Source organism: Lysobacter sp. N42 (assembly GCF_004344885.1).
The window spans coordinates 1-15,663 of record NZ_SKFB01000056.1 but is presented as its reverse complement, the minus strand read 5'-3'; the positions used below and the strand labels follow the sequence as shown (position 1 = coordinate 15,663).

General features: G+C 70.6%; 16 protein-coding genes and 1 pseudogene. 4 read left to right on the top strand and 13 right to left on the bottom strand.

Annotated features, from left to right (window positions below; genetic code table 11):
- Both EYQ95_RS26485 and folE2 read left to right on the top strand, forming a co-directional pair.
- Positions 1-247: pseudogene (locus tag EYQ95_RS26485) on the top strand (hypothetical protein); the annotation flags it as partial.
- 190 nt (positions 248-437) lie between these two features.
- Complete coding sequence (folE2, locus tag EYQ95_RS24370; RefSeq protein WP_243700064.1) at positions 438-1,340, top strand: GTP cyclohydrolase FolE2; 903 nt, start codon at positions 438-440, stop codon at positions 1,338-1,340.
- Between the two features lie 62 nt (positions 1,341-1,402).
- Here the strand turns inward: folE2 and EYQ95_RS24365 are convergent, their stop codons facing one another.
- Positions 1,403-2,251: a M23 family metallopeptidase gene (locus EYQ95_RS24365; RefSeq protein ID WP_132331481.1), complete on the bottom strand. Its 849-nt coding sequence runs from the start codon at positions 2,249-2,251 to the stop codon at positions 1,403-1,405.
- A gap of 32 nt (positions 2,252-2,283) precedes the next feature.
- Positions 2,284-2,514, bottom strand: coding sequence for a membrane protein insertion efficiency factor YidD (gene yidD / locus EYQ95_RS24360; protein WP_207916650.1), 231 nt, complete (start codon positions 2,512-2,514; stop codon positions 2,284-2,286).
- A 202-nt stretch (positions 2,515-2,716) separates the two neighbouring features.
- On the opposite strand from yidD, the gene dksA reads away from it, so the two are divergent.
- Positions 2,717-3,811, top strand: coding sequence for an RNA polymerase-binding protein DksA (gene dksA / locus EYQ95_RS24355; protein WP_132331479.1), 1,095 nt, complete (start codon positions 2,717-2,719; stop codon positions 3,809-3,811).
- Positions 3,812-4,079: 268 nt separating this feature from the next.
- Here dksA and rnt read toward each other — a convergent pair whose 3' ends face one another.
- The 10 genes from rnt to pstS (EYQ95_RS24305) form a co-directional block, all read right to left on the bottom strand.
- On the bottom strand, positions 4,080-4,769 hold the full coding sequence (gene rnt, locus EYQ95_RS24350) for a ribonuclease T (protein ID WP_207916647.1): 690 nt from the start codon (positions 4,767-4,769) through the stop codon (positions 4,080-4,082).
- A 73-nt stretch (positions 4,770-4,842) separates the two neighbouring features.
- Positions 4,843-5,601: a DUF2063 domain-containing protein gene (locus tag EYQ95_RS24345; protein ID WP_132331477.1), complete on the bottom strand. Its 759-nt coding sequence runs from the start codon at positions 5,599-5,601 to the stop codon at positions 4,843-4,845.
- A gap of 3 nt (positions 5,602-5,604) precedes the next feature.
- Positions 5,605-6,453: a DUF692 domain-containing protein gene (locus tag EYQ95_RS24340; protein WP_243700063.1), complete on the bottom strand. Its 849-nt coding sequence runs from the start codon at positions 6,451-6,453 to the stop codon at positions 5,605-5,607.
- A 16-nt stretch (positions 6,454-6,469) separates the two neighbouring features.
- Entirely contained in the window at positions 6,470-6,790 is a 321-nt protein-coding gene (locus EYQ95_RS24335; protein ID WP_132331475.1) for a hypothetical protein, read from the bottom strand.
- A 194-nt stretch (positions 6,791-6,984) separates the two neighbouring features.
- Positions 6,985-7,680, bottom strand: a complete 696-nt coding sequence (gene phoU, locus EYQ95_RS24330; protein WP_132331473.1) for a phosphate signaling complex protein PhoU — start codon at positions 7,678-7,680, stop codon at positions 6,985-6,987.
- Between the two features lie 145 nt (positions 7,681-7,825).
- Positions 7,826-8,635 carry a phosphate ABC transporter ATP-binding protein PstB gene (pstB, locus tag EYQ95_RS24325; protein WP_243700066.1) on the bottom strand — a complete coding sequence of 270 codons (810 nt, stop codon included), beginning with the start codon at positions 8,633-8,635 and terminating at the stop codon, positions 7,826-7,828.
- 28 nt (positions 8,636-8,663) lie between these two features.
- Complete coding sequence (pstA, locus tag EYQ95_RS24320; RefSeq protein WP_132331469.1) at positions 8,664-9,512, bottom strand: phosphate ABC transporter permease PstA; 849 nt, start codon at positions 9,510-9,512, stop codon at positions 8,664-8,666.
- A complete protein-coding gene (pstC, locus tag EYQ95_RS24315) occupies positions 9,512-10,480 on the bottom strand; it encodes a phosphate ABC transporter permease subunit PstC (protein WP_132331467.1) in 969 nt (322 codons plus the stop codon). Before pstC ends, pstA begins: the two co-directional genes overlap by 1 nt.
- Before the next feature lie 112 nt (positions 10,481-10,592).
- Positions 10,593-11,684, bottom strand: coding sequence for a phosphate ABC transporter substrate-binding protein PstS (pstS, locus tag EYQ95_RS24310; protein WP_132331465.1), 1,092 nt, complete (start codon positions 11,682-11,684; stop codon positions 10,593-10,595).
- A gap of 159 nt (positions 11,685-11,843) precedes the next feature.
- A complete protein-coding gene (gene pstS / locus EYQ95_RS24305) occupies positions 11,844-12,860 on the bottom strand; it encodes a phosphate ABC transporter substrate-binding protein PstS (RefSeq protein WP_132331463.1) in 1,017 nt (338 codons plus the stop codon).
- A 277-nt stretch (positions 12,861-13,137) separates the two neighbouring features.
- Here pstS (EYQ95_RS24305) and EYQ95_RS24300 point away from each other — a divergent pair, with 277 nt between their 5' ends.
- Complete coding sequence (locus EYQ95_RS24300; RefSeq protein WP_132331461.1) at positions 13,138-14,436, top strand: OprO/OprP family phosphate-selective porin; 1,299 nt, start codon at positions 13,138-13,140, stop codon at positions 14,434-14,436.
- A 15-nt stretch (positions 14,437-14,451) separates the two neighbouring features.
- On the opposite strand, the gene nth is transcribed toward EYQ95_RS24300, so the two are convergent.
- The gene (gene nth / locus EYQ95_RS24295) at positions 14,452-15,144 is read right to left on the bottom strand and encodes an endonuclease III (RefSeq protein ID WP_243700065.1); all 693 of its coding nucleotides are present in this window, start codon (positions 15,142-15,144) and stop codon (positions 14,452-14,454) included.
- Positions 15,145-15,663 lie beyond the last annotated feature (519 nt).

Sequence of the window (15,663 nt, the reverse complement as noted above, 5' to 3'; positions counted from 1 at the left end):
CGTCGCGGCGGCCTGGCTGCATGCCCGGCTGGCCCGCCATCCCGCTGATGCGGTCCCCGCCGACCAGGCGGCGCCCGCGGCCTGGGCCGACAGCCTGCTGCGCCAGTGGCCGGAGAGCCGGGGGCTTTCGGCCACGCGGCGCATCGAGCTGGCGCTGGCCCGCGCGCGGCTTGCCAAGGCTGATGCCGCATCGCCGCGAGCGCCGCTGGCCGTGCTGTGGGCCGGATGGCGCGCGGCGCGGGGCTGACCATCCGGACTCGCGTGCATGCGCGCCTCGCGAGGCCCCTCGGCACGGGCGTGACGGATGCCGGGGCCAAAGCCAGGGCGGCACCCACGGCCTCCAGTGTTCCGTACGCGTCGAAAGGTCCGGCAAGGGCCGCCGCTAGAATGCGCCACCCCTTCGAAATCCGGGCCCGCCCATGACCTCCGGCCGCGTCATGCCCGACGTCGCCTTCGACAAGGCCGCCCTCGCGCGGCCGCTCGACGGCGTCGGCATGGCCAACATCGCCATCCCGGTGCGCACCCGCTCGGCGACCGGCGAGCCCATGCAGGTGCCCGCCAGCGTCGACGTGCACGTGGACCTGCGCGATCCCGACGTGCGTGGCATCCACATGTCGCGCCTGTACCTGCGCCTGCAGCATGCCTTCGCCGCCGAGGAGCTCACGCCTGCGGGCCTGGAGCGTGTGCTGCACGCGCTGGTGGAGACGCAGGCCGGCCTGGCGCGTTCGGCGCGGCTGGCCATCCGCTTCGACCAGCTGCTGCTGCGGCCCGCGCTGGCCAGCGCCAACGCCGGATGGAAGCGCTACCCGGTGCAGGTCGAGGCGGTTCTCGACGACGGCCGGCTCGCGCTCCACCTGCACGTGTCGGTCGACTACTCCAGCACCTGCCCGGCGTCGGCGGCGCTGTCGCGGCAGATGGCCGCCGAGGCCTTCGCGCGCGCGCACGGGCTGGAGGGGCAGGTGGACGCGACCGGCGTGCGCGACTGGCTGCATTCCGAGGCCGGCCTCGTCGCCACCCCGCATGCGCAGCGTAGCCGTGCGCACGTGCGCGTTCGGCTGGCGGAAGGCCTGGATGCGTTGCCCGTGGTGGATCTGGTCGAGCGCCTCGAGGCCGCGCTGGGCACGCCGGTGCAGACCGCGGTCAAGCGCGAGGACGAGCAGGCCTTCGCCGCCCTCAATGCGCGCAACCTCATGTTCTGCGAGGACGCCGCGCGCCGCGTCGCCGCCGCGCTGGCCTCGGACCCGGCCGTCGTGTCCTTCGAAGCCGACGTCGCGCACTTCGAAAGCCTGCACGCGCACGACGCGGTGGCGCGGGTGACCGGGCAGGGCGCGGCGGCCTGAGCGATCCGTTCCGGCGGCCGGCCCGCGTCGCGAGGCGTCGGGGCGGTCCGGTCGGGCGAGGCCTACGGGGCGGCCTCCACGAGCAGCTGCGGATCGATGCGCACGTCGAACCAGTTCATGCCCCAGTGCAGGTGCGGCCCGGTCGCCCGGCCCGTGGCGCCCACCGCGCCGATCACCTGTCCCTGCTCGACGCGGTCGCCCACGCGCACGTCGATGCGCGAAAGATGCAGGAAGTTCGAACTCACCCCGTGGCCGTGGTCGAGCAGCACCGTGCCACCGGTGAGATACAGCGACGGGTCTGCGAAGGTCACCACGCCGGCTGCGGGCGCGCGTACCGGGGTGCCGGCCGCGGCGGCGATGTCCATGCCCGAATGCGCCGCGCCGGGCCGGCCGTTGTAGACGCGCTGGTTGCCGAAGCGCCCGCTGATGCGGCCGTCGACGGGACGGATGAAGCGCGTCGCGAAGTCCGTGCGTGCGTCATCGGCCAGGCGCGCGGCGTTGACCCGCGCCTGCTCGGCCCGGATGCGCGCGGCGATGGCGGGCGGTGGATCAACGGTCGAAGGCGGCACGCCATCCACGCGCTCGACGGGCCATGCCCGCGGGACGACGGTGATCTCGTGGTGCACAGCCCGGCCCGAAGGCGGCGTGACGACGACGGCCAGCGATCCGCTGGCATCGCGTCCGATGCCGAAGACGAAGGTTCCGTCGTCGGCGACGCGCAGCGTGCGCGTGCCGATGCGCACGCCGGCGCCGGGCGACGTACGGCCGATGACCAGCGCGCCCTGGCTGGCGCGTTCGGGGAGTTCGGTCGCAGGGCCCGCGGCCGCCTTCGACGACGGTGCCGGCGTGGCGGCATGCGTCGCGCAGCCCGCAAGGGCGAGAACCAGAACGGCGAGCGCCGATCGATGCATGGGCGATGGTCCGCGATGCCGTGTCGCGCCCATCATCGCCCGTCGCGGCGCGGTGGAACCGGATCGTGTCCACCGGGATTCAGCGGGTGGCAACGCAGCAGGCGACGCAAGGCCAGCCAGCCTCCGCGCAACGCGCCATGACGCGCGATCGCTTCCATCGCATACACCGAGCACGTCGGATGGAAGCGGCACAGCGGACCGAGGAGGGGGCTGATCCAGCGCTTGTAGCCGCGCAGGAGCAGGATGAGCAGGCGCGCGATCACGGGGTCTTGATGCGGTGGATCACCATGATGCGGACAACACCATTCAACGATGCGTTCGCTGGGGGTGAGAGGCACGCGCTGGGTCGCTTCGCGCATGTGTGCAACCACGGCCGGATGCCGAGCGGGCGAGGTTGCCGCAGCTGTGAACGGCAGGGTATAACAGCGCGCTTTCCCGTCTCAAGGGAAGAAGGAAAAGGCGCTCGTGGCATCGAAGAAAACCGCGAAGAAGGCCGCTCCGGCGGCTAAGAAGTCCGCCAAGCCCGCAGCGAAAAAGGCTGCGCCCGCGAAGTCGGCCGCCAAGCCCGCAGCGAAGAAGGCTGCGCCTGCCAAGAAGGCTGCGAAGGCGCCGGTGAAGTCTCCGGTGGCCAAGGTCGCCAAGACGCCGGCGAAGGCACCGGCGAAGAAGGCCGCGCCGGCGAAGGCACCGGCCAAGAAGATCGCGACGAAGGCTGCGCCGGTCGCCAAGGCCGCCGCAGCGGGCAAGCCGGCCGCGGGCAAGGCGGCACCGGCCGTCAGGATGGCCGCGCCCGTCGCGGCGCCGGCCAAGAACGTTCCCGCTGCGGCGCCCGCGAGTCGGGTCGCCTCGGAGGGCGGCAATGATCGTCCGGCGTCCACGGCTGCCAAGCCGGTGGCCTCGGGCGCTACGAAGAACGGGTCGAAAGCCGCATCCGCAGCGCGTACGGCCCCCCAGGTGGAGTCCATGAGCAGCAGTACCCAGAAGAAGAGCGCCGCGGCCGCACAGGCTGCAGGCGCCGGCGGCGGTGCCGCCGCCCCCACGCGTCGCGAGGGCCGCGTGGCCGTCGCGGTCACCGGTGGACGCCCGTCGTCCAGCGCCCCCAGCGGTCCGCGTCGCGTCGTCGAGTACGACATCGACGAGGCCACGGGCCGCCCCATCGTGCCCAAGGGCTACAAGCCCGCGGCGGACGAGGAGTACATGAGCCCGCTGCAGCTTGAGTACTTCCGCCAGCGCCTGCTGCAGTGGCGCGCGGACCTGGTCGAGGAATCCAAGCAGACCATCGAGAACCTGCGCGAGGAAGTACGCGACGTCGGCGACGAGGCCGAGCGTGCGACCCGCGAGACCGAGAACTCGCTCGAACTGCGCACGCGCGACCGCTACCGCAAGCTGATCAGCAAGATCGACAGCACGCTCAAGCGCATCGACTCGGGCGATTACGGCTACTGCGTGGACACCGGCGAGGAGATCGGCCTGGAGCGCCTGGAAGCGCGCCTGACCGCCGAGCGCACGATCGACGCACAGGAGCGCTGGGAGCACCTGCAGAAGCAGATGGGCGACTGAGCATCCGCGAAGCCGCACTCACCGGAGCCCCGCCACCGCGCGGGGCTTCGTGTTTCCGGGATGCGGTCGCGGTGGCAGCCCGTTTTCCTGCCGCGGACGCAGACAGGTTCACGCAGGGCAGCCGACGGAGCCGACCGATGTCGACCGCCGCGGGCGCATCCGAACCCCGTCGCGCGCACCGCCTTCCTGCCGGGCACCGGCAGCACGACGTCCGCGTTGACCCAGAGCATGCATCCGTCACCGAGCCGCGTGGCCGCGGCTTGCTGTATCAGGGAAGCGGCGGCACGTTCTCGTCGTCGTCCGGCGAGGGCCCCGTGCCACCGGCGGGTGCGCCGGCGTCGGCCTGCACGCCGGTGAGCATGGGCCAGGCATTGACGATCTGGCAGAACAGCTCGGCCGTGCGCTCGGCGTCGTACACGGCCGAATGCGCTTCGCTCGCGTTCCAGGCGATGCCGGCCGCCGCGAGGGCGCGCCCCAGCACCGTCTGCCCGTAGGCCACGCCGGCCAGCGTCACCGTGTCGAAGACGCTGAAGGGATGGAAGGGATTGCGCGGATGCTTCGAGCGCGCGACCGCGGCATTGAGGAAGTTCAGGTCGAAGTGCGCGTTGTGGCCGACGAGGATCGCGCGCTGGCAACCATGCCTGCGCATGGCCGCGCGCACGGGGGCGAACACCACGTCCAGCGCCTGCCGCTCGTTCTTGGCATCGCGGAACGGATGGCCGATGTCGATGCCGGTGACTTCCAGAGACTTCGGGTCCACGTCGGTGCCGGGTGCGGGCATCACGTGCGAGCTGGCGGTCGGGCCGGGAACGAGCCGGCCTTCGGCGTCGAGGTCGAGCGGCACCGCCGCGATCTCAAGCAGGGCGTGCCGGTTCCAGTCGAAGCCGCCGGTTTCGACGTCGACGACCACGGGCAGGAACCCGCGGAAGCGGGTGGCGAGGCGGGGGGACTCGGGCACGGTGGGGGGACGTGGCGCCGCGGAAAACGATGGCAAGCCTAGCAGACGCCGCGACGACTGCCGGCGGCGCGCCTCAGCGCGGCGCGTGGACGCCGAGCAGCGTGCCGTCTTCGCGCCAGGCCTCGAGCATGCGTGCGCCCTCGGCGACGAACGCCGCGGTATCGGGCGCGGCAGCTTCTGCCGCAAGGGCCTGCAGGTGCTCCAGGCCACTGCGCGCGGGTTCGTCCTGGATCCGCTGCAGGAGCCTGAAGGCCAGCGGACTGAGCTGGCTGAAGGCGACCTCGCCGTCGGGCAGGCGCCGCACGAGCAGCAGCGTCGGCAGGGCATCGGGAGCGGCGGGCAGGTGGTCCGGCCCGATGCGGTGCACCGGCCAGACGTAGGCCAGCGGCCAGGCCAGCGGCGAGAGCGCGGGCGCCTGCGCGAGCAGGTCGCCACCGGGATCGTGCGCGATGTCGCCGGCGGTCGCGTCGCTGACCTGCAGCGCGAGTTCCACCCACTCGTAGTGCGCCAGTTCCGGCAGCCATGGCGGGTCCCCGCGGTCCTGTCCTGCACGCAGCTCCAGGTAGCGCAGCATCTCGCGCGCGACCTCAGCGAACAGCGGCGTGCGCGCCGGATGCTCGCGCAGGAAGCCGCGGACGAGCCCGTGCCAGGCCGCGTCGCCCAGCGTGCGCCGGATGACCGGGAAGGCCGAGGCGAGCAGGCCTTCGACGTTCCGGTAGAACAGGTCGGCATAGACCTTGAGCCGGCGTGGCTCGATGCCGTCGGGCGGCGTGGCCGACTCCGGATCGCGGATCCAGGTGCCCAGGCGGACGTGGGCGGGGACCGGGTCCACGGCTCAGGCCGCGTGCCGGGCCAGCGCGGCCCGGGAGACGCGCCCGCGGATGCCGTCGACCTCGGCCAGCAGCTCCTCCAGGGGCGGGAGGTCGAAGTCGCGCTCGAGCAGCGTGGGGCGTGGGCCGAAGAGGGCGTAGGCGCGCTCCAGCAGCGCCCAGACCGGGTCGCCCACCGGCGCGCCGTGGGTGTCGATCTTCAGGTCGTGCGCCTCGTCATGGTGGCCGGCGACATGGATGCAGGCGATGCGCTCGCCGGGCATCGCTTCCAGGAAGGCCTGCGCGTCATAGCCGTGGTTGGTGGCGTTGACGACGATGTTGTTCACGTCGAGCAGCAGGTCGCAGTCGGCCTGCTCGAGCACCGCGTTGACGAAGTCGGCCTCCGGCATCGCGCCGGGCGCGGGCAACGTCGCGTAGTACGAGATGTTCTCGATGGCGATGCGGCGCCCGAGCACGTCCTGCGCGTGGCGGATGCGTTGGGCCACATGGCGCACGGAAGCGGGCGTGAAGGGCAGCGGCAGCAGGTCGTAGAGCTGCCCCTGCATGTCGCTGCAGGCCGAGAGGTGCTCGCTGTAGAGCGGACACCGGTAGCGGTCGAGGAAGCGCCGCAGCTTGAGCAGGAACGTCTCGTCCAGCGGCGTCGGGCCGCCGAGCGAGAGCGAGAGGCCATGGCAGGCGAGGGGATGGCGCGAGGCGAGGTCCTCGAAGGCCTCGCCCAGCGCGCCGCCGATGCCGATCCAGTTCTCCGGTGCGGCTTCGAGGAAGTCGAAGCTTCCGGGCGGTGCGGCGCGCAGCGGGCCCAGCAGGGCCCGCCGCAGGCCCAGGCCCACGGTATCGGGCGCGAGCGTGCTCACCGCGGCATGCGATGGATCAGGCGGCGCCGCCGCACTTGCCCTCGCCGCACTTGCCTTCACCCGACTTCATCTTCGGCGCGGGCTTGCTCGGCTTGGGCGCCTCGGGCTTGCTCATGCCCGCGCCGCACTTGCCTTCGCCGCACTTGCCTTCGGCGGCCTTGGGCTTCTCGTCCTTCTTCGCCTCGGCGGTCTTGGCGTCCTTCGCGCTGGCCGCCTGCGGGTCGGCGCCGAGCATGTAGCCCTGCACGAGCGGGGTGGAGGCGAAGGTGGAGCCGGCGAGGACCAGGCTGCCGGTGATGGCGGCGGCGAGGGCGGGGGTCTTGATCGAGCGGGACATGGAGCGTCTCCGTGGCGGATCGGAAGGGAGCGGCGATGCTAACGCGGTGTTGCACCGCGGACGATACGCCCGCCGCCATGAACCGGCGCCGGCGGCCCATCGCAACGGCGGCAGCAGCAGCGGCTGGGCCGGTCCGGCGGGAGCCCCGTTGCCGGGGCGACGCCGTCCGCGGGGGCTGCTGTCGGCCCGGGTGCTCAGAGCGTCGCGGTATTGCTCTCGTCGGCCTTCTCGCGCGGCGGCAGCGCTTCCTCGCCACGCACCAGGAACCAGACGTTCTCGGCGATGTTGGTGGCGTGGTCGCCGATGCGCTCGATGTTCTTGGCCATGAACAGCAGGTGCGTGCAGGGCGTGATCGCGCGCGCGTCTTCCATCATGTAGGTCAGCAGCTCGCGGAACAGGCCGGTGTAGGCCGCATCGAGCTCGGCGTCGGCCGCGCGTACGCGCTGGGCGGCCTCGACGTCGTTGTCGCGGTAGGCGGTGAGCACCGCCCGCACCTGCTGCACGGCCAGCCGGCCGATGAGCTGCAGGCCGGCGACGTGCGGCAGCGCCGGCGCGGTATTGAGCGCCATCGAGCGCTTGGCCACGTTCGCGGCGTAATCGCCGATCCGCTCGATGTCCGAGGCGATGCGGATGGCGGCCAGGATCTCGCGCAGGTCGCGCGCCAGCGGCCCGCGCAGGGCGAGCTTCATGACGTCGTGGCTGACCTCGTGCTCGAGCGCGTCGATGGCCTCGTCGTTGGCGATGACGCGTGCAGCCGCCTTGTCGTCGCGGCGCTGGACCACGTCGAGCGCGGCCTCGAGCTGGCTGGCGGCCATCTCCCCCATGCGCAGGGTTTCTTCCAGCAGGCGCTGCTGTTCGGCGTCGAAGCTCTTGAGGATGTGTTCTGCCATGGCGGTGCTCCGCGTTGCTTTGTCCCTTCCCCGGCAGGGAGAAGGTGCCCTGGGGGCGGGAGTAGGGTGGCACGGACGTGGAGTGAGGTGGCGTCGAGCACCTCTCACCCCAACGGCTCTCCGGAGGAGAGACGCGCCGGGCGCATCACCCGAAGCGACCGGTGATGTAGTCCTCGGTCTGCTGCTTGGAGGGATTGGAGAAGATGGTTTCGGTGGTGCCGTGCTCGACCAGCTCGCCCAGGTACATGAAGGCCGTGTAGTCGGAGATGCGCGCGGCCTGCTGCATGTTGTGGGTGACGATGGTGATCGTGAAATCGCGCTTGAGCTCCTCGATCAGCTGCTCGATGCGGCTGGTCGAGATCGGGTCCAGCGCGGAGGTCGGCTCGTCGAGCAGCAGCACGTCCGGCCGCAGGGCGACCGCACGGGCGATGCACAGGCGCTGCTGCTGCCCGCCGGAAAGGCCCAGCGCGCTGGAGTTGAGCTTGTCCTTGGCCTCGTCCCACAGCGCGGCCTGCCGCAGTGCCTGCTCGACGCGGTCGTTCATGTCGGACTTCGACAGGCGCTCGTGGTGGCGGATGCCATAGGCGACGTTCTCGTAGATCGTCATCGGGAACGGCACCGGCTTCTGGAACACCATGCCGACCTTCGTGCGCAGGCGGTTGAGCGGGTACTTGGGGTCGAGGATGTCCTCGCCGTCGAGCAGCACCTGCCCGCTGGCGCGCAGCTTGGGGTAGAGCGCGTAGATGCGGTTGAACACGCGCAGGAGCGTGGACTTGCCGCAGCCCGACGGACCGATGAGCGCGGTCACGCGGCGCTCGGGAATCTCCAGGTTGATGTTGCGCAGGGCCTGGGCGCGGTCGTAATGGAAGTCCAGGCCGCGCGCGGCCAGCTTCACCTTCGCGCCGGCCTCCGGGGCCTTGTGGGCGTCGAGGTGGATACGGGCATGGTCGTTCATCGCGGGCGTCCGGGTCTCGGTGGGCACGTCAGTCATGGGAGATCTTGTTGCGCAGCACGATCGCGCGGGCGATCAGGCTGACCAGCAGCACGAAGAGGGTGAGCATGAAGGCACCGGCCCAGGCGAGCGTGTGCCAGGTCTCGAAGGGGCTCATGGCGTACTGGAAGATCACTACCGGCACGTTGGCCATCGGCGAGAGGATGTTGGTCGTCCAGTACTGGTTGTTGAGCGCGGTGAACAGCAACGGTGCGGTTTCGCCGGAGATGCGCGCCAGCGCCAGCAGGATGCCGGTCACGATGCCGGGAAGCGACGAGCGGTAGAGCACCTGCAGCGTCACCTTCCACTGCGGAACGCCCAGCGACAGGGCCGCCTCGCGCATCTGCGTGGGAACCAGCCGCAGCATCTCGTCCGTGGTGCGCACCACCACCGGCAGCACGATGAAGGCCAGCGCGATGCCGCCGGCGAGACCGGAGAAATGCTCCATCTGCGCCACGACGAGCGTGTAGACGAACAGGCCCAGCACGATGGAGGGTGCCGACAGCAGGATGTCGTTGACGAAGCGGACCGTCTCGCCCATCCAGCTGCCGCGGGCGTATTCGGCGAGGTAGGTGCCGGCCAGCACGCCCACGGGCGCGCCGATCAGGATGCCCAGCAGGCTCATCACCGCGCTGCCGAAGAAGGCGTTGAGCATGCCGCCTTCTTCGCCGGGGGGAGGCGTCATCTGCGTGAACAGTGCGACGTTGATGGAGGCGATGCCCTTGCTGAGCGTGGTCCACAGGATCCACACCAGGAAGAACAGGCCGAACAGGGTCGCGATCACGGCGAGCACCTGCGCCGCGGCGTTCTTGAAGCCACGCCAGCCGTAGAGCGAGACCATCACGCGCCCTCCTTGCGGGCCAAGCGGCGGAGCATCAGGCGGGCGATGCTCAGCACGATGAAGGTGACGATGAACAGCACGAAGCCGAGCGCGATCAACGCGGAACGGTATTCGTCCGAGTCGGCTTCGGCGAACTCGTTGGCGATGGTCGCGGCGATGGAGTTGCCGGGCATCAGCAGCGAAGCCGTGAGCTCGTGTGCGTTGCCGAGCACGAAGGTGACCGCCATAGTTTCGCCCAGCGCGCGGCCGAGGCCGAGGAAGATGCCGCCGATCACCGCCGAGCGCGTGTACGGCAGCACGACGTCCCAGATGACCTCGAAGCGGGTGGAGCCCAGCGCATAGGCCGACTCCTTGAGCTGCCCCGGCACGGTAAGGAAGACCTCGCGCATCACCGATGCGATGAACGGGATGATCATGATCGCGAGCACGATGCCCGCGGTGAGCATGCCCAGCCCGAGCGGCGGGCCGGCGAACAGCGCGCCTACCACCGGCCAGGTGCCCATGTTGGCGTCGATCCAGGGATAGACGTGCTCGGACAGGTAGGGAACCAGCACGAACAGGCCCCACATGCCGTAGATGATCGATGGGATGCCGGCCAGGAGCTCGATCGCGGTGCCGACCGGGCCGCGCAGCCATTTCGGCGCGATCTCCGTGAGGAACATGGCGATGCCGAAGCTCACCGGAACCGCGATCAGCATCGCGATGAGTGCGGTGACGACCGTGCCGTAGATAGGCACCAGCGCGCCGAACTCCAGTCCGACCGGGTCCCACGCCTTCGACCAGAAGAAGCCCAGGCCGAAGCGTTCGAACGTCTCCCTGCCGCCCCAGAGCATCGAGACGGCGGCCGCGCCGAGCGACAGCAGCACCAGCAGCGCGGCGCCGGTGACGAGCCAGCGGAAGCCGCGGTCGGCGGCGAGGTCGCGGCGCGAGGCGTCTTCGGTGGCGATAGGGGTCGCGATGGCGTTCATTCGGTCGTTCGGTCAGGAGGCGTCGGCCCGCGCATGGCGGTCGCCGGATGCGAAGCGGGGCTGCCCCGGAGGGACAGCCCGCCCGTCGTGCAGCCCCGGGGCTGCGCGGTCGTCACTTGAACTGGGTGGACCAGTAGGTTTCGACCTGCTGGACCAGCTCCGGCGGCAGCGGCACGTAGTGCAGGGCGCGGGCCTGGTCGCCGCCCTTGGTCAGGGCCCAGCGGAAGAAGTCGAGCGCGGCCTGGCGCCGGGCCGGGTCCTTGGCCTGCTTGTGCATGAGGATGAAGTTGGTGGCCGCGATCGGCCAGGCGGCCTCGCCCGGCGCATTCGTGATCACCAGGTGGAAGTCCTGCGCGTTCTTCCAGTCGGCGGTGGCGGCCGCGGCCTGGAAGCTCTCGATGCTCGGCTGCACCCACTGGCCGGCAGCGTTCTGCATCTGCGTGTGCGACATGCCGTTCTCGGTCGCGTACGAGAGCTCCACGTAGCCGATCGAGCCGCGGATCTGCTTGACGTACGCAGCCACGCCCTCGTTGCCCTTGCCGCCGATTCCGGTCGGCCAGTTCACCGACGTGCCTTCACCCACCTTCTGCTTCCACTCCGGGCTCACCTTCGACAGGTAGTTGACGAAGTTGAAGGTGGTGCCCGACCCGTCCGAGCGCTTGACCACGTTGATCTTCATGTCGGGCAGGGCCACGCCGGGGTTGTGCGCGGCGATGGCCGGGTCGTTCCACTTGGTGATCTTGCCGAGGAAGATGTCGGCCAGCAGCGGGCCGGTCAGGCGCAGCTGCCCCGGCTGGATGCCGGGCAGGTTGACCACCGGCACCACCCCGCCCACGGCCGACGGGAACTGCCCGAGGCCGGCGGCCTGCAGCTCGTCCGGCGGCAGCGGCTTGTCGGAGGAACCGAAGTCCACAGTGCCGGCCTTGATCTGGGCGATACCGCCGCCGGAGCCGATGGACTGGTAATTGATGCGGTTGCCTGTGGCCTCGTTGTAGGTCGTGGACCAGCGCGAGATCAGCGGGTAGATGAAGGTGGCACCAGCGCCGGTGAGCTCGGCGCCCTTGCGGTCGACGGCCGGCGGAGCGGCCGCGCCCGAGGCATCCGGCCCGGACGTGGAGGCGTTGCTGCCCCGGTCGGAGCCGCCACAGGCCGCGAGGGCGAGGGCGACGGTCGCCGAGAGGATCGCGATGCGGACGTGCTTCATGGCAGCTCCGGAAGGTGGAGGGAGGGCCGTCGGACGCTAGGTCCCGCGGCGCGCCCATTGGATGATGTTTTTGTTACAGCCCCATTACATGCCGTGTCGGGGGGCAAAAACGCGGACGGGCCCCGAAGGGCCCGTCCTGTCATCCGGCGAGGTCGCGGATCAGCGGCTGTTGGCCGTCATGTAGGCCTCGACCTGCTTGACCAGGCCATCCGGCAGGGGCACGTAGTCCAGTGCACGGGCCTGGGCGTCGCCGTTGGCATAGGCCCAGCGGAAGAAGTCGAGGGCGGCCTTGGCGCGGGCGCGGTCCTTGGGCTTCTTCTGCATCAGGATGAAGTTCGTCGCGGTGATCGGCCACGCGTTCGCGCCCGGGGCGTTGGTCATGACCAGGTAGAAGTCCTTGGCCTTGCCCCACTCGGCCGATGCCGCGGCGGCCTGGAAGCTCTCGTCGCTGGGCAGCACCCAGTTCCCGGCCGCGTTCTTCATGCGGGCGAACGCGATCTTGTTCTGCAGGGCATAGGACAGCTCCACGTAGCCGATGCCGCCCTTGATCTGCTTGACGTAGGCCGCCACGCCCTCGTTGCCCTTGCCGCCGACGCCGGCCGGCCAGGTCACCGCCGTGCCTTCACCGACCTTCTTCTTCCACTCCGGGCTGACCTTGGACAGGTAGTTGGTGAAGTTGAACGTTGTGCCCGAGCTGTCGGAGCGGTGCACGACGGTGATGCGCTGCGCCGGCAGCGGCACGCCCGGATTGATCGCGGCGATGCGCGCGTCGTTCCACATCTTGATGTCGCCGAGGAAGATCGCGGCCAGCGTCGCCGCGTCGAGGCGCAGCTGGCCCGCCTTCAGGCCCGCGACGTTGTAGACCGGCACCACGCCGCCGATCGCCGACGGGAACTGGTAGAGGCCACCCTGCGCGAGCTCCTGCGGGCTCAGCGGCTTGTCCGACGAACCGAAGTCCACCGTGCGCGCCTTGATCTGCGCGATGCCGCCACCGGAGCCGATCGACTGGTAGTTGACGCGGGTCCCGGTCGCCTTGGCGTAGTCGGAGGACCACTTGGAGATCAGCGGATAGATGAAGGTGGCGCCCGCGCCGTTGATCTCGGCGGCGGAAGCGGGGAGGGCGATCACGCCGGCAAGGGCGAGCGCGGCGAGGCGGGTCTTGAGCGAGGTGAACACGTGCGGCTCCTGGAGAGTCGATGCCGGCGCGGCCGGCACTTCGGAGCGGCATTCAACCGGGAATCCATGACAGCGCGGTGTTACCCGGATGACAGGAAGGTGACAGCATCGCTGCACGTTGGGGCCGTTCGGATTCCCCGGCGCCGCACCGCGTTCGTCCGCTGCCTGCCCAGCTGTCACCTCGCTGTCAGAATCACCCGCCACTCTGGCGCCGCTTCACCGGGCCTTAACGCCCCGGCGAACCCGGTCGAAACATTCCATCCAGGAGTCCATTCCCATGCGTCTTACGGTCCTTGCGTCCGCCGTCGCGGCCGCTCTCTCCCTCACCAGCCTCGACGCCTCGGCGCAGTCCTCGCGCGACGACGAGATCGCGGCGCTCAAGGCGCAGCTCGAAGTGCTGCAGGCCAAGGTCGCCGAGCTCGAGGAGCGCAGCGACGCGCAGTCCGACGTCAACATCGACACCGCGCAGGCGATCGAGAAGGCGACGACGGGCGCGCCGAAGGTCGATACCAAGGGCGGCATCAAGGTCACCAGCGCCGACGGCAAGTTCGAGGCGCAGCTCGGCGGGCGCATCCACTTCGATGGCTATGCCTTCGACCGCGACATCGTGTCGACCACGGGCACCACGGAGTTCCGCCGCGCGCGCCTGACGCTGTCGGGCAAGGCCTATGGCTGGGACTACAAGATGGAGCAGGATTTCGCCGCCGGCAGCAACCTCGACGGCCTGCGTGACCTCTACATCAGCAAGGCGTTCGGCAAGAACCGCGTCACCATCGGCCACTTCAAGCCCTACCGCGCGATGGAGGAGCTCACCAGCTCCAACGAGATCCTGATGATGGAGCGCCCGTTCGCCTCGGCGACCGGCCTGTTCAACGGCCGGCAGTTCCAGCAGGGCATCGGCTACCAGTACTCGGGCGCCAATTACACCGCCAGCTTCGCCGGGTTCAACCTGCGCTCGGCGGCGGGCGCGCGCAACGAGGGCATGGGCGCGTCCGGCCGCGTGACCTTCGCGCCGGTCAACAGCGAGCAGAGCACGCTGCACTTCGGCGCATGGGCCAGCTCGGAGAACCTCAACCTCGGTTCGCCGGATCTGTCCGCATCCGCCGCCTACGCCGGCCGCCGCGGCCCGTCGCAGACCATCGCCACCGTGACCGGTGCTAGCGGTGACAGCATGACGGCCGTGGGCGTCGAGGCCGCCGGCTCCTTCGGCCCGCTGTTCTTCCAGGCCGAGTATGCGACCGCCGACTTCGGTCGCCCGGTCGGAGGCGACCACGAGGTCGAGACCTGGTACGTGCAGGGCGCCTGGATCATCAACGGCCACCGGGCCTACAAGGCCGGCACCGGCGTGTTCGGCGCGCCGAAGTACGTCGACAAGGGCATCTGGGAGCTGACGGCCCGCTACGACTCGATCGAGAACAAGGACATCCTCAACCGCGAGGCGAAGTCGATGATCCTCGGCGTCAACTACTACCTCAACCCCGCCATGCGCCTGATGTTCAACTACACGCGCGGCGAGAACGAGGTCAACGGCGACGAGACCGGCCAGTACGCCGCGCGCCTGCAGTACGCCTTCTGATCCCGCGCACCACCATCATCTCTCTCCTCGGCCCCCGGATTTCCGGGGGCCTCTTTTTTTCGCGACCGGGCCGGGCGAGACCTCCAGCGGCGGCGGCGCGCCGGGCGTCTTCGCCGTGTACTGGCAGAGGTCGCGCAGGATGCAGCGGGGGCACTCTGGGAGGCGCGCCTTGCAGGTGTAGCGCCCGTGCAGGATGAGCCAGTGGTGCGCATCGCGCAGGAACTCGTCGGGCACCGTGCGAAGCAGCGCGTCCTCGACCGCGCGCACGTCCGGGCCGGGTGCCAGGCCCATGCGGTTGGAGACGCGGAAGATGTGCGTGTCCACCGCCATCGCAACCTCGCCGAAGGCCGTGTTGAGCACCACGTTCGCCGTCTTGCGCCCGACGCCGGGCAGCGCTTCCAGTGCCTCGCGCTCGCGCGGCACCTCGCCGCCGTGGCGCTCCAGCAGCTGGTGGGCCATGGCCACCACGTTGGCGCCCTTCGTGCGGTGAAAATTGACGTTGGCGATGTACGGCGCAAGGCCCTCGACGCCGAGCGCGGCGATCGCCTGCGGCGTGTTGGCCACGGGAAACAGCCGGCGGGTCGCCTTGTTGACGCCCACGTCGGTCATCTGCGCCGACAGCGTCACCGCCACCAGCAGCTCGTAGGGCGTGCGGTACTCGAGTTCGGTGGTCGGTGCCGGGTTGGCCTCGCGCAGGCGTTCGAACATCTCGCGCACCTCGGCGGGGCGCAGGCGCCGTGCGGGACCGGGCGTGGCTTCGATCGGGCTCCGCCGTGTCGTGGCCTTCTTTGCGGCCGCCTCGGTGGCGGCCGCCCTGCCGGCCTTCTTCGCGGCCGGCTTGCGCGGCGTGCCCGTCGGCCTCGCGGCGGCGTTACCTGGCTGCCGGGAACGCGGCGATGCCGTGGCGCTGCCGCGGGCCGGCGCGTCCGGCGTCGACAAAGCCGCTGCATCGCCCTGCATGCGGTTGGCGCGCGCGGGAGCGTCGGCCTTGCGCGTGCGCGCAGCGGCTTTGGCCCGAACGGGCGCCTCGCGACCGTCGCGTCGGGTCGACCCCGTGCGCTTCAAGGCCGCGGCCCCTTCGCCCTCGCCATGGCGCGGGCGAGCGCGTCGGCGGCGGCTGGAGGCAGGGCGGGCCGGCCGGGTTGCGGCGCCACGGCCGCGCGGGCCGCCGCCTTCTCCGCCGCACGCCGTGCCAACCGCGCCTGCCGCGCGCGGAAGCGGTCGCGT